Source organism: Janthinobacterium darwini (assembly GCF_051380905.1).
GTDB lineage: Bacteria > Pseudomonadota > Gammaproteobacteria > Burkholderiales > Burkholderiaceae_D > Janthinobacterium.
Genome location: NZ_JBNYXX010000001.1, coordinates 364,536 through 382,957, shown reverse-complemented (window position 1 = coordinate 382,957; position 18,422 = coordinate 364,536). Strand labels below are relative to the sequence as shown.

The following is an 18,422-nucleotide window of genomic DNA, read 5'->3' as shown; positions in this document are numbered from 1 at the left end:
CGCATCCTGTCCGCAAAATAGTTATCAAGAAAAAACCATTCCAAATTAAATAACCATTTGCAAAAGATAACAAGCAAAATATGCGCAAGCGCGGCGGCAAGGCGCATCGCGGGACTGGCTCGCCGCCCTGCCTCTTGGTAAAATACCGAATTGGGCGGCGCGCACGCAAGCGCACACGCCGCCATCACACGCATATGGAAAGATCCGCATGAGCCACCCTACCGCCTTCTCCGGCAGCCTGTTCGTGGTCGCCGCGCCCTCGGGCGCCGGCAAATCGACACTGGTCAATGCATTGCTGGCGCAAGAGCCCGGCATCAAATTGTCGATTTCGACCACCACGCGCGCGCCCCGTCCCGGAGAGCAGCACGGCCGCGAGTACTACTTCACGACAGCGGAAGACTTTGTCGCGCGCGCCGACCAGGGCGAATTCCTGGAATGGGCGGAAGTGCATGGCAATTACTATGGTACTTCGCGCATCATGGTGGAACAGCAAATGCTGGCCGGCACCGACATCCTGCTGGAAATCGACTGGCAGGGCGCGCGCCAGGTGCGCAAGCAATTCCCCCGCGCGGCCGGTATTTTCATCCTGCCGCCATCGATCGATGCGCTGGAAGAGCGCCTGAACAAGCGCGGCCAGGACGAGCCGCATGTGATCACCCGCCGCCTGCTGGCGGCCGGCGGCGAAATCGCACACGCTCCCGAGTTCGAGTATGTTATTATCAATGAAGAGTTTACGGTCGCTTTGTCCGAACTGAGCGCGATCGTGAGAGCGGCCCGTTGCCGGTTTGCGCAACAAGCGGCCCGCAACGCATCGCTATTCGCCCAGCTGGGCCTGCACGCAGAATAATCATCCCTGCACGCCAGTTCACACAGCGCCACGCACCACTATTAGGAGTTACTATGGCCCGTATCACCATCGAAGATTGCCTGAAACAGATCCCTAACCGCTTTCAGCTGACCCTGGCTGCAACCTACCGCGCACGTCAGTTGTTGCAAGGCCACACCCCTAAGGTGGAAGCCAAGGACAAGCCTACCGTTGTCGCACTGCGTGAAATCGCTGCCGGTAAAGTCGGTATCGAAATGCTGAAAAAGGTCCCGATGTAAGTGGGAAGCCGCGTGCCGGAACAGTGCTGACCCCTGGTTCTACCGTATCCTTATTCACACTGTAAAGCAACGCGACGTTTTATGAGTCTGACTCCAGCCGACACGACTTCCGCAGCACTGCCGCCTCCGGCCCCGCGCCAGGCGGCAAAATCGCAGGGCGCTTCCGCGTCCGGCACTGGCACGTCCACCGGGAATGCCTCCGCCACACCGCCAGCACCCGCCTTGGGCGTGGCCTCCGTCAGTCACCTGGCCGACAAGCTGGCCGAATATCTTTCCCCCGCCGACCTGAAAAAAGTCAAGGAAGCCTACCGCTTCTCCGACGAAATGCACCTGGGGCAGATGCGCCGCTCGGGCGAGCCGTATATCTCGCATCCGATCGCCGTCGCCGAAATCTGCGCCGACTGGAAACTCGACGCGCAAGCCATCATGGCCGCCCTGCTGCATGACGTCATGGAAGACCAGGACGTCAAGAAGGAAGAATTGATCGAACGCTTCGGCGCGCCCGTGGCGCACCTGGTCGACGGCCTGTCGAAGCTGGAAAAGATCGAATTCCAGAGCCAGATCGAAGCGCAGGCGGAAAACTTCCGCAAGATGCTGCTGGCCATGGCGTCCGACGTGCGCGTGATCCTGATCAAACTGGCCGACCGCCTGCACAATATGCGCACGCTGGACTTCATGACGGCGGCAAAAAAACGCCGCATCGCCAGCGAGACCATGGAAGTGTACGTGCCGATCGCACACCGCCTCGGCCTGAACAATATTTATCATGAGCTGCAGGACCTGTCTTTCTCGCACCTGTACCCCATGCGCTACCGCACCCTGGCGAAAGCCGTCAAGGCGGCGCGCGGCAACCGGCGCGAAGTGGTCAACAAGATCATGGATGCGGTGAAAAGCACCTTGTCCATGGCCGAACTTGAGGCCGACGTCACGGGCCGCGAAAAGACCCTGTACGACATCTATAAAAAGATGCGCAGCAAGCACTTGTCGTTCTCGCAAGTGCTGGACGTGTACGGCTTCCGCGTGGTGGTGGGCAGCTTTGCCGACTGTTACGTGACCCTGGGCACCCTGCACAGCCTGTACAAACCCATGCCTGGCAAGTTCAAGGATTACATCGCGATCCGCAAGCTGAACGGCTACCAGTCGCTGCACACGACCGTCATCGGTCCGTATGGCACACCCGTCGAATTCCAGATCCGCACGCAGGAAATGCACCGCACGGCCGAATCGGGCGTGGCGGCGCACTGGCTGTACAAGAGCGGCGAATCGAACCCGTCCGACCTGCAGCAGCGCACGCATGCGTGGCTGCAATCGCTGCTCGACATCCAGCAGCAGACGGGCGACTCGGCCGAATTCCTCGAACACGTCAAGGTCGACCTGTTCCCCGATTCCGTCTACGTGTTTACGCCGAAGTCGAAGATCATCGCCCTGCCGCGCGGCGCCACGGCCATCGACTTCGCCTATTCGATCCATACGGGCATCGGCGACCAGACCGTGGCCGTGAAGATCAACAACGAAACCTCGCCCTTGCGCACCGAGCTGCATAATGGCGACATCGTCGAGATCATCACCGATTCCTCGTCGCGCCCCAGCCCGACGTGGCTGTCGTTCGTGCGCACCGGCAAGGCCCGTTCGGCCATCCGCCACCATTTGCGCACGATCAACCTGCCAGAATCGATCGCCCTGGGCCAGCAATTGCTGTCGCAAGCGCTGCAAACCTTGAACATCGACGCCGACCTGCCAGCCCCACTGGTCGAACGCCTGCTCAACGAATCGAGCGCCAATTCCATGGACGAGCTGTACGCGGACATCGGCATCGGCAAGCGCATGGCCACGCTGGTGGCGCGCCACATTTTTGGTTTGATCGGCGGCGAAGCGGCCAGCATGCCTGTAGAACACAATAGCGGCAGCGAACTCGACCCCGTTACCATCTGTGGCACTGAAGGCGTCTCCGTGCAGCTGGCACCCTGCTGTTTGCCGATTCCCGGCGACCAGATCATCGGCCAGCTGCGCCGCGACCAGGGCTTGCTGGTGCACACGAGCGACTGCTCGCAAGCGAAACGCCAGCGCACCAAGGAACCGGACCGCTGGATCGCCGTGCGCTGGGGAACCGAACTGAACCGGCGCTTCGACTGCCGCATCAAGGTGCTGATCAACAGCGAACGGGGCATCCTGGCCCGCGTGGCCGCCGAAATCGGCGAGTCCGACGCCAACATCATCTATGTGGGCATGGACGAAGACAAGGACAACGTTCTCGACCAGCTGCGCTTCACCGTGCAAGTCAAGGATCGCGTCCACCTGGCCGCCCTGCTGCGCAATGTGCGCCGCGTCGCTGGCGTGAACCGCATCCTGCGCGAACGCAACTAAAATTGTTAGTAAAGAGCCGGGGTCAGACCCGTCGGGTCTGACCCCGGATCTCCGCTGCGGACTACCGGCTCAGTTCCGCAACTCGCCTTAAAAACACTTGGTCGCCTACCGCAAATTCAGCATCGACTGCTTTTCGCAGTTGTCCGATGCAGCGCTCCCCCAATTTATCCTGAAATAACGATTGGTATGTTTTTTGCCGTTCAAGCTCATCATTTCCAAGCATCAAATACAAGGAATGCGGAGACAGCAGATCATCATGCCTGCCCTGCGCATTGCTCCGATAACTGGACCAGCAATATTGCCCGGGCAATGCCACAATACCGGCCCTGACGGGATTGAGTTCGATATAGCGCTGGCAAATCAATAAATAGCGCTCGCCCTGCACCAAACAGGATTTGTAGCGGCCTTCCCACAAGCTGCCGGTGCGACCATAACGCCAGTTGAAATATTGTACATAACGCTGGTTCAGCATTTTCATCAGCGACGACAGGGAGGCTGTGCTTTGCGTAGAGAGCAAGAGATGAACATGATTGCTCATCACCACATACGCATGCAGAGAGCATGGCGCAAGCGCTAAACAACTACGCAGATAGTCAAGATAGCGCTGCTTATCCTGCCCATCAAGAAAGCATGCTTGGCGGTTCAGTCCACGCTGCACCACATGCAGCGGAACACCTGGCAAAACAAGCCGAAGGCGGCGGGGCATAGCAACTCCTGCTACCGACTAAATGGTCAGTGTACCCGCGCGTGCCTCAGGCACCCTGCGTCAACGCAAACTACCCCTCCCCCGGCGCCGGATACGTCACTTCCAGCAATTCCAGTTCCTGCTCGCCCAGCGGCGTGTTGAGGGTGATTACGTCGCCTTCGCGTGCCTTGGTGATGGTGCGGGCCATGGGCGAGACCCAGCTGATCTTGCCGTTCAGGGGGTCGAATTCGTCGATGCCGACGATGGTGATGGTATGCGTTTCGCCGTCGCTGGTGCGGTAGGTCACCGTGGCGCCGAAAAATACCTGGTCATTGCCATGGTGCACGCTGGGGTCGACGATGGCGGCCAGGTCCATGCGCTTGGTCAGGAAGCGGATGCGGCGGTCGATTTCGCGCAGGCGCCGCTTGCCATAGATATAGTCGCCATTTTCCGAACGGTCGCCATTCGACGCCGCCCAATGGACGATACGCACCACCTCCGGACGGTCGACGTCGATCAGTTGCAGCAGCTCTTCCTTGATGCGCTGGTAGCCGGCCGGCGTGATGTAGTTCTTGGCGCCAGCGGGAATGGCCAGCGCCAGCGCGGCCGCTTCTTCATCGTCGTCGTTGTCGGATTCTTTTACAAAGGCTTTATTCATCTGCCTATTGTAGCCCCGTCAGGGAGCGACAGGCACACCGGATACGGGGGCAGGCAGGCTTTTTTGACGTATCATCGGGGCAATCGCGGCAAACCTGCGCCGAACACGGAGACGGATGAAAAAATTCTACAGAGTCAGGCGCTGGCTGTTCGCGCCGCTGGTCTATTTGGCCGCCATCTTCCTGCTGATCGAGGAATGGCTGTGGGCGACGGGTGCGCGCATCATGCAGGTGGTGGCGCAGTTTCCGCCCCTGCATGCGCTGGAAGCGTGGATCAAGCGCCTGCCGCCGTACTGGGCGCTGGCCGTCTTCGTGCTGCCGGCCGTGCTGCTGTTTCCCGTCAAGCTGCTGGCCCTGCTGGCGATCGCGCGCGGCCATGCATTTTCCGGCATCGGCGTAATCGTCATTGCCAAGCTGGGCGGTGCGGCCGCCGTGGCCCGTCTGTACAGCCTGACGCGCCCTACCCTGCTCACTTTGCCGTGGTTTGCGCGCTGGCACGGCCTGTTCATGGAAACCAAGGACCGCTGGATCGCCCGCCTGCGCGCCACGCGTCCGTGGCGCCGCGTCAGCCGCCTGTCGGCCGCACTGGGCCGCGCCCGCCGCGCCTGGTGGCAACGCTTGCGCAAGGGTACGCCAGGCCGTCATAATTCCCGCCCAGCGAGAGTGCTGCGCCGCTTCGCCGCCTTTTGGCGCGCCCGCCGCTGATGAAGAAAGGCCATCCCATGCACGACACTCCCCGGCTGGCGCCCGCCATGCGCGCGGCAACGCCGGAAATCTACCTGTACGATGCGGCCAGCTTGCAATTGCTGGATGCCAACGATGCCGCCTGCGACAACTTGCAGTACGCGCGCAAGCAATTGCTGGCAATGACGCCCTTTACCCTGGCGCCGCAGCTCGACGCGCAGCACCTCGCTGCCGTGCTGGCCACCCTGGACGACAGCATCGGCGCGCAGGCCCTGCTGCATCTACAGCAGCGCCGCCGCGATGGCAGCCTGTATTCGCTCAGCCTGCACCTGTCGCGCGCCAGCCGCCAGGGCCGCGCCCTGCTCCTGGCCGAGGGCGAAGACTTGCGCACGCCACAGGCGACGGCGGCCGCCCTGGCACAGGTGCAGTCGCGCTTCAACGCCATCGTCTCGAACACGCCGGGCCTGGTGTATCAGTTCTGCCTGCATGCGGATGGACGCGCGTCCTTCGCCTACCTGAGCGACGGCTGCCAGGCCCTGCTGGGCCTGGACCCGGCACAGCTGCACGCGCGCCCGGAACTGTTCTATCAATTGATCCTGGCCGACGACCGCGCCTCGTATCTGGAGTCGATGCAAGCCTCAAAAAACGCCTTGTGGAGCTGGAACTGGGAAGGCCGCATCTGGATCGATGCCTGGAAGGATGTCAAATGGATCAATCTGCGCTCCACGCCGCGCGCGCTGGCCGACGGCACGGTGCAGTGGGAAGGCATCATGACGAATATCACCGAAAGCCGGCTCGAACAGATCGAAGTGCGCCAGTCGCGCGCCCGCCTGGCCGAACTGACGGCGCATATCGACAAGGTCAAGGAACACGAACGCACGCGCCTGGCGCGCGAACTGCACGATGACCTGGGCGGCAATTTGACGGCGATCAAGATGGCGCTGGCCATGCTGGCGCGCCGCCTGCCCCCGGACGACCCGCTGCTGCAGGAAAAGGCCAACTATGTCGACGCCCTGGTCGACCGCAGCATCGACGCCGTACACCGTATTTCGCTGGACCTGCGCCCTTCCATGCTGGACCTGGGCCTGGTTGCCGCGCTGGACTGGCAGGTGAAGGAATTCGCACGCCAGGCCGGCATCGAATGCCAGTTCATTTCCAACCGCCAGCATATCGAGCTGGAGCTGGACCTGGCGACCAGCCTGTTCCGCATCGCCCAGGAGGCGCTGACGAATATCGCCAAACACGCGCAGGCCAGCAAGGTCAGCGTGCGCCTAGCCCGGCAGCGCCAGCATATCAGCCTGTCGATCGCCGACAACGGCGTCGGCATGCGCCTGTCCGACCGTGCCAAGCCACAATCGTTCGGCATCCGCGGCATGGCCGAACGCGCCAGCGCGCTGGGCGGCACCCTGAGCCTGATAGATGGGCCGGACGGTGGCACCATCCTGAGCATAAAAATCCGGCTGACCACGCCGCGAGAGGCGATAATAGCGGCTGCAGCCAGCGCACCAGCGCAAAGCGGAGCGCCGTAAGGCCACAGGGTCGCCGCCGGGCGCAGGGATTCAGATAGGAAACAACGCAGTCATGAAAGAAAAAGCCACCATCCGGGTATTCATCGCCGACGATCACGCGATCGTGCGCGAGGGCTTGAAACAAATCCTCGCCGACACGAAGGACATCATCGTCGCCGGCGAGGCTGAAAATGGCCACGACGCCATCAAGCTGTTCCGCGGCTCGAAATGCCAGGTGTTGCTGCTCGACATCTCCCTGCCCGACCGCAGCGGCATCGAGGTGCTCAAGCAGATCAAGAAGGAAAAGCCGGAACTGGCCGTGCTGATGCTCTCCATGCACCGCGAAGACCAGTACGCCATCCGTTCGCTCAAGGCGGGCGCGGCCGGCTACCTGACGAAACAGAGTGCGCCGCGCGAACTGGTCACGGCCATACGCCAGGTGGCGCAGGGATTAAAATACATCAGCGCCTCGCTGGCGCAGGAACTGGCCAACACGGTGGGCGAAGACCACGAAACGGCATTGCACGACACCCTGTCGGACCGCGAATACCAGACGCTGGTGATGATCGCCTCGGGCAAGGCGGTAGGCGCCATCGCCGAAGAGCTCAAATTATCCGTGAAAACCGTCAGCGAATACCGCTCCCGCTTGCTGGTCAAGATGAAACTCAAGAACAGCGCCGAACTGACGCATTACGCCATCCGCAACCAGCTGGTGGATTGACGGCAAAGCGGCATGCGCGCTGGCATCGGGCGAATTGACAGGACTTCTCCTTGCTTCTCGCACAATAAGTTCTTTGCCAACTCGCCTATCATGAGGATAATGAGAAATATCTAAAAAGGCTGTGTCTACATGTCCAGTAAATTGCCATCTTCACCAGCAAGCGCTCCCGCTGGCGCCACGAATACCGCCTCCGGTGCGGCGATGAATCCGGCTGAGATCGCGCGCGAAGCGTTTCGCCGCCTGGCCACGCGCCGCATCGCCCCCACGCCCAGCGCCTACCGCGAGATCTACAATGAAATCGCCGGCATCAGCGAACCGGCGGACAGCCCTGCCGTGCCTGCAGCCGTGCTGGCCGCCAGCGCCCCCACAGAAAGCGGCGCGGAAAACGTCCTGACGCAATTTGCCGCCAAGATGAGCGAATCGACGGGGGAACTGGGCGACTTTGGCCGCCGTTTCCAGCGCGCCCTGAAAGCACGCGACTGGGACAGCTATGCGCGCACGCTGGCGCAACTGGCGGAAAAACAGGTCAAGAAAGGCGGCATCGAATTGCCGCCCCTGCCGGACGGCGAACAGACGCGTACCCTGCGTGAGTTGCTCAGCCGCACCCTGGGCTTTGCCGTCGCCACCTTGCTGACAGGCACGCCCGCGCTGGTGGAAGAAGCAGAATCGCTGGGCGCGGCCATCAAGCTGGCGCACACGGAAGAGGCGCTGAACGAAGCGGCCCTGCGCCTGAAGCAGCTGTGCTACCAGATCGAACTCAAAAGCGGCGACACGGCCGAACAGCAGGAATTGCTGCTGCGTCTGTTCAAGTTGCTGCTCGATAACGTCAGCCAGTTGCTCGACGACGACAGCTGGCTGCGCGGCCAGGTCGATGCCGTGCAAAATCTGATCGCCGGTCCGCTCGACCAGCGCGCGCTGGAAGACGCCACCCGCAGCCTGAAGGAAGTCATCTACAAGCAGAGCCAGCTCAAGCACAGCCTGTCCGACGTCAAGCTGACGGTGAAGAACATGATGATGACCTTCATCGACCGCCTGGGGCAAGTGGCGGCCAGCACGGGCGACTTCCATGAAAAGATCGGCGGCTATTCGGAAAAAATCAGCCAGGCGGAAAATATCAGCGAATTGAACAACGTTCTCGACGAAGTCTTGCGCGAAACGCGCATGGTGCAGAACGAAGCATTGCGCGCACGCGACAAAATGGTGCTGGCGCGCCAGGAAGTGCAGGATGCGGAACAGCGCATCCACACCCTGGAAGCCAAGCTCCAGCATATGAGCGAACTGGTGCGGGAAGACCAGCTGACAGGCAGCCTGAACCGCCGTGGCCTGGACGATGTGTTCGAGCGCGAAACGGCCCGTTCCGACCGCCGCGGCACGCCGCTGTGCATCGCCATGCTGGACCTGGACGATTTCAAGCGCCTGAACGACACCTACGGTCACCTGGCCGGCGATGCCGCGTTGAAACACTTGGTAAAAATCGTCAAGGAAACCCTGCGCTCGATGGACGTCATCGCGCGCTTCGGCGGCGAGGAATTCCTCATCCTGCTGCCGGAAACCACGGTCGATGCAGCCTCGTCGACGATGACACGCTTGCAGCGCGAGCTGACCCGGCATTTCTTCCTGCATGACAATGAAAAAGTCTTGATTACCTTTTCCGCCGGCGTGGCCCTGCGCCTGCCGAACGAAGACCAGGCCGAGCTGGTCAAGCGCGCCGACCGCGCCATGTACCAGGCCAAGCAAACGGGCAAGAACCGCGTGGTGGTGGCGGACTGAACCCCGCCCGCTTCGCCTATGCCGTCCCGCCACCCGGCCGGACGGCATTTTTTATTTCAAAACAACAACATTCGTTCCTCTTCCCGCGCTTCACCAGCATCCACGCGACATGAAAATAAAACTATTTTTACCCTCAAGTTTCGTTAAATCATGTCGTCTAGCGCGCGGCCAGCGGCAAACTGAAGGGCTAAAAATTAAAATTTAAAGCACTTTCCGCCATAAATTTTCCCGCAGAGCAACCGTTACCCTAAATAACAGCGGCTTGATTGTCCCGGAACAGCGGGGCAGGCCAAAGTGACTAGCATATAGCGCAATGTAGTACCTGTCTGGAGAATTATCATGGCTGCAGTAATTAACACCAACATCGCTTCCCTGAACTCGCAACGCAATCTGTCGACCTCGCAGTCGGCCCTGACCACCTCGCTGCAACGTCTTTCTTCCGGTATGCGCATCAACAGCGCCAAGGACGACGCCGCAGGCCTGGCAATTTCCGACCGTATGACGTCGCAAATCCGCGGCATGACGCAAGCCACCCGCAACGCCAACGACGGCGTCTCGCTGGCCCAAACGGCCGAGGGTGCACTCTCGAGCTCGGGCGACATCCTGCAACGTATCCGCGAACTGGCCGTACAATCGTCGAACGCCACCAACTCGGCCAGCGACCGCCAGGCGCTGCAAACCGAAGTAGGCCAACTGGGTTCGGAACTGAACCGTATCGCCACCACGACCTCGTTCAACGGCCAGGCGCTGCTCGATGGCACCATGGGTACCGCTAACTTCCAGGTCGGCGCAGATGCCAATCAGCTGATTTCCGCCAGCGGCGCGAACTTCCTGACTAGCACCTACGGCAATAACCGCGTGGAAAATGATGCGACCGCCGTCCTTGCAACCTCGGCAACAGCCACGGCCGGCTCGGTAGTCGTCGCCGGCGCACGCGGAACCTCCACTGTCACCACCAAAGCCAACGACAGCGCGCAAACCATCGCCGCCAGCGTCAACAAGGTAAGCGCCGATACGGGCGTAACAGCAACGGCCAAGACCACCACCAGCCTGAAACTCGGCTCGACCGAAGCGTATTCGTTCACCCTGGTGGGCGACAATACGGCCACTGGCAAGGAAGCGCAGATTTCCTTCTCGGTGGGCGCAGGCCAGTCGGCTTCCGACTATGCGGCAGGCATCAATGCAATCAATGCGCAAACGTCGAAAACCGGCATCACCGCCGAATACGATGCATCGACCAGCAGCATGAAACTGACGCATGCTGACGGCGCGGACATTGCCATCAAAAATACCTCCGCTACCGCCAACGCCGTCTTCAATATCGATTCCTACAAGGCTGACAAAACCTTGACGGGTGCCGCGTTTGACGCAAAAGCTCCTGCCGCAGTCGCTGTCGCCAACGGCACGGTCACCTACGATGCGCCGGGCAGCTTTGCCATCACCGACACGTCGGGTTTGAAGGCCACGAACAAAACATCGGACTTGAAATCGGTGGCTTCGCTGGACGTGACTTCGTTTGACGGCGCCCAACTGGCACTGAAAATTGCCGATGCAGCACTGGCAACGGTGAACGGCCAACGCGCCCAGTACGGTGCTTTGCAATCGCGCTTCTCGTCGGCGATTTCCAACCTGCAATCGACCACGGAAAACTTGTCCGCCTCGCGTAGCCGCATCGTCGATACCGACTTTGCATCGGAAACGGCCAACATGACCCGCGGCCAGATCCTGCAACAAGCTGGTACGGCCATGCTGGCGCAAGCGAACTCGCTGCCAAACGGCGTCCTGAGCCTGCTGCGCGGCTAATCTCCGATTAGTCAGGCAACAGCGTAGGACTCTGATTCCCCTGCCGGATTTTTTCGGCAGGGGAATTTTCACTAGGAGAGCACCATGACTATCGACACGATAGCGGCCGCCTCCGCGGCCAGGATAGACAAGAGTTACGCGTCTGCGGACACGTCGGCAGCGCGCCCGGCAACGCCACGGGCCGCCACGGAAAATGGCGCGATTGCGCCACAACAAACCAGCAAAGAGCCCAGCCGCGAGCAATTGAACAAGGCGGTATCGGAACTGAACCAGTCCTCGCAAATGAAAACGCAAGGCATTGAGTTCTCCATCGACGAGGACAGCCAGCGCACTGTGGTCAAGGTCGTCGACCAGGAAACCAAGGAAGTACTGCGCCAGATACCCACCAAGGAAGCCCTGGAACTGGCCAAGTCCTTTGACTCGGCCAAAGGGTCGCTGATCAGTCAAAGCGCCTGATAATGGCATGGCACACGGGGTGCGACATCGTGGCAGTTTGCATCTGAATAACCAGGGGGGGCCGATAGCCTGACTATCCGGCCCGTCTTTTTATTGAAAACATAACAATACTTTCCTATCTCTCCCCCGATTTTCTGCGCTCGCTGAAAACAGCGCTGTAAATCCCCCTCTCAAGTCCTGATTGATTCTGCCGATAACAGCTTATATTAGCGTTTTCCTAGGAGTCTTCAGTGGCCATTACCCCTACAATATCATCCGTTGGCATCGGCGCCGGCGCCAGCGGCCTGGACGTGGGCGCCATCATCGACAAGCTGATGACGGCCGAAGCGGTGCCGCTGGGGACTTTTGACAAGAAAACGGCTTCCTACCAGGCCAAGCTCAGCGCGCTGGGCGCCCTGAGTGGCGCCGTCAGCACTTTCCAGGGCTCATTGTCAGCGCTCACCAATTCGAGCAACTTCCGCGCTGTCAGCGCCACGCCATCCGATCCGCTCGTGTTCTCGGCCAGCGCTGGCGCCAAGGCTGTCGCAGGCAGCTACAACATCAACGTCTCCCAGTTGGCCCAGGCGCAAACGCTCACGTCGGTCGGCATGGCCAGCAAACTGTCGACTATCGGCAGCGGCGCCAAGACCACGGTTTCCTTCCAGCTGGGCTCAGTCGCTGGCGGCACCTTTGGCGTAACTGGCACGGCACTGAGCGGCAGCACCCTGCTCACGGGCGTGAGCAACGGCTCGCTGGTCATCAATGGCACGGCCATTCCGACGGACGCCAGCACCAAGAGCGCACGTGCGCTGGCGGACGCCATCAACGCCAAGAGCAGCACTACAGGCGTGACCGCTACGGCGCAACCAACGGCCAGCAACGCCAGCATGTTCAACGGTTTCGGCAATATCGAAACCGGTGCGGACGGCACCTATTCGTTGTCGGTCGGCGGTATCGAGATCGTTACCCAGGGTAACGGCGTCACCGCAGGCAATGGCATCACGGCTGCCTCGCTGGACACGACGCTCGAGGGCCCGAATGCCGTGTCGAATGCGCTGGCCGCAGCCAACATCACCGTCACCGGCAAGGCTGCCGACGGCACTTTGATGTTTACACGCGCCGATGGTTCGAACCTCAATATTGAAGAAGTGGTAACAGGCTCTGTCAAGGGCGGCATCGGCCACGCCTCGAACTCGGTCAATGACGGTTCGAACGTCACGCTTGCCAGTTCGATCACATTAGCCTCGGGCAACGCCAGTCCCATCGTCATCGCGGGCAGCAACCCTGCGGCAGCAGGATTGACCGCAGGAACGGGCGGCAGCTACATGAACACGGGCTTCACCCAGGATGGCACGCAAGCCACGGGTTCGGTGGTGATCGATTCCACCAACAACAGCTTGCAAGGCATACGCGACGCCATCAATAACGCTGGCCTGGGCGTCACCGCCAGCATCGTTTCCGACGGTAGCGACAAGCCGTATCATCTGGTGCTCAGTTCGACCAAGACGGGCGCCAACTCGGCCATGAAGATTTCGCTCAGCGGCAGCGATGGCCAGCCTGCCGACAGCGCCCTCAGCAATCTGCTGTCCTATGACGCCGGCGGCACACAAAACCTCAAGCAGAACAGTGCTGCGCAAAACACCATGTTCAGCGTCAACGGCATCGCCATCACCAGCAGTTCGAACAGCGTCGATACGGCCATCGAAGGCGTTACCTTGGGCATTACCAAAATAGGCACGTCCAGCCTGTCGGTGGCCAAGGATACAACGACGGTCAAGACCAGCATCAGCGCCTTCGTCAAGGCCTACAATGAATTGAACACCTCGATCGGCAAGATGACCGCCTACAACCCCGACACCAAGACGGGAGGCGTCTTGCTGGGGGACTCGACCGTCCAGTCGATACAGAGCCAGCTGCGCAGGCAGCTGGGCGCGCCGATTACTGGCTTGAGCAGCGGCATGAGCAATCTGAGCCAGGTGGGTATTTCATTCCAAAAAGATGGCAGCCTGGCCTTGGATACCAGCAAGCTCGACAAAGCCATCAGCGCGAATTTCAACGATATCGCAGGCCTGTTTTCAGCGCTCGGAAAGGCCAGCGACAGCAACGTCGCCTTCACCAGTTCGACGGCCGCCACCAAGCCCGGCACCTATGACCTGAGCATCACCACCATGGCCAGCCAGGGTTCGCTTACGTCCGATGGCGTGCTGGCGGCCAGCACCACGATTGCCAGCGATACCACCTGGAATATCACCCTCAACGATACGGAACCCAGCTCTGCCAAAAATACAGCCCAGGTGTCGATACCGGCTGGCACTTATACGCCGGCGCAGATGGCATCGCTGATGCAATCGTCGATCAATGGCGTGAAGGCCTTTTCGGACGTCGGCTCCACTGTTTCGGCCTCCATCGATGGCACGGGCAAACTGGTCCTGGTGTCGAGCCGCTATGGTTCGGTGTCGAATCTGGCCTTGAGCAATGGTACGGGGACCGGTGTAGAGACCCTGTTTGGCGCAGCCAAGCCCGTCAAGGGCGCCGACGTGGCCGGCACCCTGGGAGGACAACCCGTTATCGGCTCCGGACAGACCCTGACGGGCGCGCCAGGCTCGCCAGCCGACGGCTTGAAGATCGAAGTGACCGGCGGTGTCACCGGCTCGCGCGGCACAGTCAGCTTCTCGCAAGGCTATGCCTATCAGTTGAACAATTTGGCCACGTCCTTCCTGGGCACAAAAGGCATGATCACCGGGCGCACGAGTGGTATCAACGAAACCCTGAAATCGATAGCGGCGCAGCGCGACAAGTTCAGCGAAAAGCTGACCGACATCGAAGCGCGCTACCGCGCCCAATATTCGCGCCTCGACGTGACGCTGAGCAAATTGACGTCCACGCAATCCTATTTGACACAGCAGCTGGCTTCCATCGCCGCCAACCGTTAAGCGCTATCATCAGGAGAATTAAATGTTTGGAACCCAACAACGCGGCGTCAATGCCTATGCCAAAGTAGGCCTGGAAACGGGCATCGTTTCGGCCTCGCCGCACAAGCTGATCGTGATGCTGTACGACGGCGCCCTGGTGGCTGTGCTCAGCGCACAGATGCACATGAAATCGGGCAATATTCCGGAAAAAGGCAAGTCCATCTCGAAGGCCATCCAGATCATCGACAATGGCTTGCGCGCCAGCCTGGACAAGGAAGCGGGCGGCCAGATCGCCGAAGGCCTCGACGCCCTGTATGAATACATGGGCGCGCGCCTGCTGACGGCCAACATCCACAACGATCTTGGCATGCTGGAAGAAGTGCAGCGCCTGCTGACTGACTTGCGCGAAACCTGGAACGCCATAGGCACCACCCCCGCCGCCATCGCCGGCGCCGATTTGAAACGTATGCCCAGCCTTGCGAGTGCCTGACCCATGATGACCAATCAAGAAGTCCTGACCACCTATGAAACCATGCAGTCCCTGACGGGCAAGATGGTCACTGCCGCCACCAACGCCGACTGGGACGAGCTGGAAGCGCTGGAGCAGCAAGTGAGCGCGCATGCGGAAGCGCTAAAGGCGAATGAAGCAAAAGTCGTGCTGGAAAGCGCCGGCCGCCAGCGCAAGGTCGCCCTGATCAAGCAGATACTGGAAGACGACCGCAAGATCCGCGACCTCACCATGCCGTGGATGGCGCAATTGTCCAAGCTGATCAACAGCACGGGCACCGAAAGGCGCCTGGCCAACGCCTACGGCGTCTAAACGCACACGGGGGCGCCATGTTGCCGAAGATGGACGCGATCGGCATGACGCCCCTGACCCCGGTCAAGGGCACGCGCCCGGCCGACGCCGTCGCCGACCCGCGCCAGGCCGAGTTCCAGCGCTCGCTGCAGGGACTGATCGGCAAATCCATGCAGGGACAGGTGCTGGCCCGCATGGGCGATGGCAGCTTCCTGGTGCGCGTGGCCGGTACGCCGGCCCGCATGCAGCTGCCCGCCGGCGCCCAGCCGGGCACGGAAATCCCGCTGACCTTGATCGGCATCAATCCCCGTCCCTCTTTTCAAATCGGCACTCACCGCGACCAGCCCGCGCGCACCCTGCTGACGTTTGCGGACGCAGAAGCCGAGCCCGAGGCTGCCGACCTGCGCGGTCCCCAGCCAGGCGCCGCCCAGGCGGGCACGCGCGCCAGCAGCACGGCCGCCACCCTGCTCAGCCGCGCGCCTTTGACGCCAGCCAATTTGCTGCCCGCCCTGGCAGGCGACACGCCAGCGCCCGAGCTGAGCACCACCGCGCGCGCCATCAGCACTGTGCTCAGCCAGGCGGAAAGCGTGCCCGGCGCGCCCCTGTCCCTGGTCGGCAAGACGCCGCTGATGACAACGCCTGGCGCCGCCCCGGCCCAGGTGGCCCAGAAACTGCAGGATGCGGTCGGCAGCAGCGGCTTGTTCTATGAATCGCACGTGGCCGAATGGGCCGAAGGCAAGCGGTCGCTGGCGTCGCTGCTGCTGGAGCCGCAAATGCAAAAAGCCGCGCAGGGCGAGACGCCCAGGACGGGCACCGACCTGGCCTCGGCGCAACTGATCAATTTGCAGCTGCATACGCACGAACAGGCGCGCGTGCAGTGGCAGGGAGAAGCTTGGCCCGGCCAGAAGATGCAGTGGGATATCAGCCAGGATGCGCCGGAAGGACAGCAGCACGCTGGCACGGAGGCCGACGAGGAGGCGATGGCCTGGCGCAGCAATGTGCGCTTCCAGTTCCCCCTGCTGGGCGATTTGGCCGCGCACGTGGTCTTGCAGAGCGGCCGGGTGGCCATCCAGATGCAAGCGGGCAGCGAGGCCAGCGCCGACACCTTGCGCCAGCATGCGGCGCGGCTGGAAGCGTCGCTCGAGGCGGCCGGATGGCCATTGTCTTCCCTCAGCATCGCCGGCAAGCCGGAGGCGGCTGGAGAAGATGATGCTTGACGACACCAAGCGCAAGGTGCCGCAGACGGCCGTCGCCCTGGCCTACCAGAGCGGCACGCCGGCGCCCAAGGTAGTGGCCAAGGGCAGCGGTCTGATCGCGGACCAGATCATCAGTACGGCGCGCGAACACGGCGTCTTCGTGCATGAATCGAAGGAGTTGGTGGCGCTGCTGATGGATGTCGACCTGGACCGCCAGATTCCGCCCGGCCTGTATCGGGCGATTGCAGAACTGCTGGCCTGGTTATATCATATTGAATCTGCGAATGGCGGACCCATCCCGCCGCCGCCCGACACCAGCGTCAATCTCACCGATACATAGACAGGCATCAATGCAAGCACATATTATGGATTCCGGCCTCGAAAACTGGCATGACTTTGAAGTGGAATCACGGCGGGAAATCATCGCCTTGCTACGCAGCATCGGCGAAAAGAACCAGCTGATCCGCATGCTGATCCACGGTGAATCCGATGTGTGCGTCACCTCCATCCTGGAAGTCGATGCCGAACGCGATACCGTCATTCTCGACCGTTCCGTGAACGCCGACCAGAACCGGCGCATGGTGGCGGCCACCGGCATCTCGTTTGAAACCTCGCTCGACAAGATCCGCATCCTGTTTGCCAGTGCCCTGGTCGAAGAGTGTAATTACAAGGGCACGCCCGCCTTGAAAATTGCCATTCCAGAAACATTGATCCGCCTGCAGCGGCGCGAGTATTACCGCATGACCACGCCCGTGAGCAATCCCGTGCGCGTCTCGATTCCCTTGCCGCCCTCGCTGGGCGGCACCGACACCCTGTTTCCGCTGGCCGACATCAGCTGCGGCGGCATCGCCATCCTGGACAATAAACTGATCTTGGGCGAGACCATCGGCAGGGACTATCCCGGCTGCCGCATCGACTTGCCCGACGTCGGCATCGTCACCGCCACCTTGCAAATTCGCAATTCGCTGGACATGACCCTGCTGAACAACAAGCTGAACCGCCGCCTGGGCTGCCAGTTCGTCGACCTGCCGCGCAGCATGCTGGCGCATGTGCAGCGCTATATCACGCGACTCGAACGAGAACGGAATGCCCGCATGGCGGGGTTGGGCTAATAACCCAAAACGAAAGCTGGGGTCAGACCCGGCGGGTCTGACCCCGGAATTTGCCGTTGGGGTAGCTAAAACTTAAACCTGCATATTCATGATCTCGTGATACGCCGACACTAATTTATTTCGCACCTGCACCGTCGCCTGGAATTCGATGCTGGACTTTTGCATCGACACCATCACGTCCGACAGGCTGACCTTTTCGTCGCCCATGGTAAAGCGCTGGCCCATCGCCGACGAAGCCTGCTGGGAACTGCTTACGGAGTCCAGCGCGCTCTTGAAGGCATCGGCAAAATTCACCTTTGCCGCCGGCGCCTCGGTCTGGATCGCCGGTATTTTCGCCTCCGGCCGCGTGGCCGCCGACTTCAGTTGCGCGATCATCGCCTCGATCCTGCCGCTATCGATACCGCCTGTTTTCACTTTGCCTCCCGATTCTGGTCTGCTGCATAACTGTTCCTTGCCTGTTGCACCCAGAGAACAAAACCCTGGCTTGCAAGGCAACGACGGGTACAATAACTTCCGTCACATGTTGCCAGGGTTCCACAATACCAGCGCGAACGCCAACCGCTCGGCCGAGCAGGCGGCAAAAGCACCTTCTGTTTGGACGATTGAAGCGCGTGACAGTGGCGGATAATTCTGCATATCGCCCCCTCCTCATGAGGAAGCGGCCCCCACGCAT

At 61.1% G+C, this 18,422-nt stretch carries 18 protein-coding genes; 15 read left to right on the top strand and 3 right to left on the bottom strand.

The features are described from left to right. Positions 1 to 208: 208 nt before the first annotated feature. The 3 genes from gmk to ACQ4WZ_RS01740 all read left to right on the top strand — a co-directional run bounded on the left by gmk (position 209) and on the right by ACQ4WZ_RS01740 (position 3,468). The gene (gene gmk, locus ACQ4WZ_RS01750; protein ID WP_077407781.1) at positions 209 to 847 is read left to right on the top strand and encodes a guanylate kinase; all 639 of its coding nucleotides are present in this window, start codon (positions 209 to 211) and stop codon (positions 845 to 847) included. Between the two features lie 53 nt (positions 848 to 900). Next, on the top strand, positions 901 to 1,104 hold the full coding sequence (gene rpoZ, locus ACQ4WZ_RS01745; protein ID WP_010400723.1) for a DNA-directed RNA polymerase subunit omega: 204 nt from the start codon (positions 901 to 903) through the stop codon (positions 1,102 to 1,104). An 81-nt stretch (positions 1,105 to 1,185) separates the two neighbouring features. Beyond that, the gene (locus ACQ4WZ_RS01740; RefSeq protein ID WP_133989809.1) at positions 1,186 to 3,468 is read left to right on the top strand and encodes a RelA/SpoT family protein; all 2,283 of its coding nucleotides are present in this window, start codon (positions 1,186 to 1,188) and stop codon (positions 3,466 to 3,468) included. Between the two features lie 61 nt (positions 3,469 to 3,529). On the opposite strand, the gene ACQ4WZ_RS01735 is transcribed toward ACQ4WZ_RS01740, so the two are convergent. Both ACQ4WZ_RS01735 and greB read right to left on the bottom strand, forming a co-directional pair. Continuing rightward, positions 3,530 to 4,174, bottom strand: a complete 645-nt coding sequence (locus ACQ4WZ_RS01735; RefSeq protein WP_436572425.1) for a transposase — start codon at positions 4,172 to 4,174, stop codon at positions 3,530 to 3,532. A 70-nt stretch (positions 4,175 to 4,244) separates the two neighbouring features. Next, positions 4,245 to 4,811, bottom strand: coding sequence for a transcription elongation factor GreB (gene greB, locus ACQ4WZ_RS01730; protein ID WP_077407784.1), 567 nt, complete (start codon positions 4,809 to 4,811; stop codon positions 4,245 to 4,247). Positions 4,812 to 4,926: 115 nt separating this feature from the next. Between greB and ACQ4WZ_RS01725 the strand changes: the two genes are divergently transcribed. From ACQ4WZ_RS01725 to ACQ4WZ_RS01670, 12 genes are all read left to right on the top strand, one after another. Continuing rightward, positions 4,927 to 5,514 carry a hypothetical protein gene (locus ACQ4WZ_RS01725; RefSeq protein WP_101482379.1) on the top strand — a complete coding sequence of 196 codons (588 nt, stop codon included), beginning with the start codon at positions 4,927 to 4,929 and terminating at the stop codon, positions 5,512 to 5,514. Positions 5,515 to 5,531: 17 nt separating this feature from the next. Further along, positions 5,532 to 7,022 carry a sensor histidine kinase gene (locus ACQ4WZ_RS01720; protein WP_436572424.1) on the top strand — a complete coding sequence of 497 codons (1,491 nt, stop codon included), beginning with the start codon at positions 5,532 to 5,534 and terminating at the stop codon, positions 7,020 to 7,022. 52 nt (positions 7,023 to 7,074) lie between these two features. Next, positions 7,075 to 7,722 carry a response regulator gene (locus ACQ4WZ_RS01715; RefSeq protein WP_101482380.1) on the top strand — a complete coding sequence of 216 codons (648 nt, stop codon included), beginning with the start codon at positions 7,075 to 7,077 and terminating at the stop codon, positions 7,720 to 7,722. A 201-nt stretch (positions 7,723 to 7,923) separates the two neighbouring features. Continuing rightward, positions 7,924 to 9,492: a diguanylate cyclase gene (locus ACQ4WZ_RS01710; protein WP_101482381.1), complete on the top strand. Its 1,569-nt coding sequence runs from the start codon at positions 7,924 to 7,926 to the stop codon at positions 9,490 to 9,492. A gap of 339 nt (positions 9,493 to 9,831) precedes the next feature. Beyond that, positions 9,832 to 11,295: a flagellin N-terminal helical domain-containing protein gene (locus ACQ4WZ_RS01705; RefSeq protein ID WP_133989805.1), complete on the top strand. Its 1,464-nt coding sequence runs from the start codon at positions 9,832 to 9,834 to the stop codon at positions 11,293 to 11,295. Between the two features lie 84 nt (positions 11,296 to 11,379). Next, positions 11,380 to 11,751, top strand: coding sequence for a flagellar protein FlaG (locus ACQ4WZ_RS01700; protein WP_436572423.1), 372 nt, complete (start codon positions 11,380 to 11,382; stop codon positions 11,749 to 11,751). A gap of 230 nt (positions 11,752 to 11,981) precedes the next feature. Next, positions 11,982 to 14,663 carry a flagellar filament capping protein FliD gene (gene fliD / locus ACQ4WZ_RS01695; RefSeq protein WP_436572422.1) on the top strand — a complete coding sequence of 894 codons (2,682 nt, stop codon included), beginning with the start codon at positions 11,982 to 11,984 and terminating at the stop codon, positions 14,661 to 14,663. A 22-nt stretch (positions 14,664 to 14,685) separates the two neighbouring features. Further along, complete coding sequence (gene fliS, locus ACQ4WZ_RS01690) at positions 14,686 to 15,132, top strand: flagellar export chaperone FliS (RefSeq protein WP_133989801.1); 447 nt, start codon at positions 14,686 to 14,688, stop codon at positions 15,130 to 15,132. Between the two features lie 3 nt (positions 15,133 to 15,135). Continuing rightward, a complete protein-coding gene (locus ACQ4WZ_RS01685; protein WP_133989799.1) occupies positions 15,136 to 15,462 on the top strand; it encodes a flagellar protein FliT in 327 nt (108 codons plus the stop codon). A gap of 17 nt (positions 15,463 to 15,479) precedes the next feature. Continuing rightward, complete coding sequence (gene fliK / locus ACQ4WZ_RS01680; RefSeq protein WP_436572421.1) at positions 15,480 to 16,658, top strand: flagellar hook-length control protein FliK; 1,179 nt, start codon at positions 15,480 to 15,482, stop codon at positions 16,656 to 16,658. Then, complete coding sequence (locus ACQ4WZ_RS01675; protein WP_035821344.1) at positions 16,651 to 16,977, top strand: EscU/YscU/HrcU family type III secretion system export apparatus switch protein; 327 nt, start codon at positions 16,651 to 16,653, stop codon at positions 16,975 to 16,977. Before fliK ends, ACQ4WZ_RS01675 begins: the two co-directional genes overlap by 8 nt. A 10-nt stretch (positions 16,978 to 16,987) precedes the next feature. Further along, positions 16,988 to 17,749 carry a flagellar brake protein gene (locus ACQ4WZ_RS01670; protein WP_243857962.1) on the top strand — a complete coding sequence of 254 codons (762 nt, stop codon included), beginning with the start codon at positions 16,988 to 16,990 and terminating at the stop codon, positions 17,747 to 17,749. A gap of 72 nt (positions 17,750 to 17,821) precedes the next feature. Here ACQ4WZ_RS01670 and fliE read toward each other — a convergent pair whose 3' ends face one another. Further along, positions 17,822 to 18,124, bottom strand: coding sequence for a flagellar hook-basal body complex protein FliE (gene fliE, locus ACQ4WZ_RS01665; protein WP_257562501.1), 303 nt, complete (start codon positions 18,122 to 18,124; stop codon positions 17,822 to 17,824). Between the last annotated feature and the right edge of the window lie 298 nt (positions 18,125 to 18,422).

Coding starts and splice junctions, on each gene's coding strand:
- gmk (WP_077407781.1), top strand. CDS start 209: ATGAGCCACCCTACCGCCTTCTCCGGCAGCCTGTTCGTGGTCGCCGCG.
- rpoZ (WP_010400723.1), top strand. CDS start 901: ATGGCCCGTATCACCATCGAAGATTGCCTGAAACAGATCCCTAACCGC.
- ACQ4WZ_RS01740 (WP_133989809.1), top strand. CDS start 1,186: ATGAGTCTGACTCCAGCCGACACGACTTCCGCAGCACTGCCGCCTCCG.
- ACQ4WZ_RS01735 (WP_436572425.1), bottom strand. CDS start 4,174: ATGCCCCGCCGCCTTCGGCTTGTTTTGCCAGGTGTTCCGCTGCATGTG.
- greB (WP_077407784.1), bottom strand. CDS start 4,811: ATGAATAAAGCCTTTGTAAAAGAATCCGACAACGACGACGATGAAGAA.
- ACQ4WZ_RS01725 (WP_101482379.1), top strand. CDS start 4,927: ATGAAAAAATTCTACAGAGTCAGGCGCTGGCTGTTCGCGCCGCTGGTC.
- ACQ4WZ_RS01720 (WP_436572424.1), top strand. CDS start 5,532: ATGCACGACACTCCCCGGCTGGCGCCCGCCATGCGCGCGGCAACGCCG.
- ACQ4WZ_RS01715 (WP_101482380.1), top strand. CDS start 7,075: ATGAAAGAAAAAGCCACCATCCGGGTATTCATCGCCGACGATCACGCG.
- ACQ4WZ_RS01710 (WP_101482381.1), top strand. CDS start 7,924: ATGAATCCGGCTGAGATCGCGCGCGAAGCGTTTCGCCGCCTGGCCACG.
- ACQ4WZ_RS01705 (WP_133989805.1), top strand. CDS start 9,832: ATGGCTGCAGTAATTAACACCAACATCGCTTCCCTGAACTCGCAACGC.
- ACQ4WZ_RS01700 (WP_436572423.1), top strand. CDS start 11,380: ATGACTATCGACACGATAGCGGCCGCCTCCGCGGCCAGGATAGACAAG.
- fliS (WP_133989801.1), top strand. CDS start 14,686: ATGTTTGGAACCCAACAACGCGGCGTCAATGCCTATGCCAAAGTAGGC.
- ACQ4WZ_RS01685 (WP_133989799.1), top strand. CDS start 15,136: ATGATGACCAATCAAGAAGTCCTGACCACCTATGAAACCATGCAGTCC.
- fliK (WP_436572421.1), top strand. CDS start 15,480: ATGTTGCCGAAGATGGACGCGATCGGCATGACGCCCCTGACCCCGGTC.
- ACQ4WZ_RS01675 (WP_035821344.1), top strand. CDS start 16,651: ATGCTTGACGACACCAAGCGCAAGGTGCCGCAGACGGCCGTCGCCCTG.
- ACQ4WZ_RS01670 (WP_243857962.1), top strand. CDS start 16,988: ATGCAAGCACATATTATGGATTCCGGCCTCGAAAACTGGCATGACTTT.
- fliE (WP_257562501.1), bottom strand. CDS start 18,124: ATGATCGCGCAACTGAAGTCGGCGGCCACGCGGCCGGAGGCGAAAATA.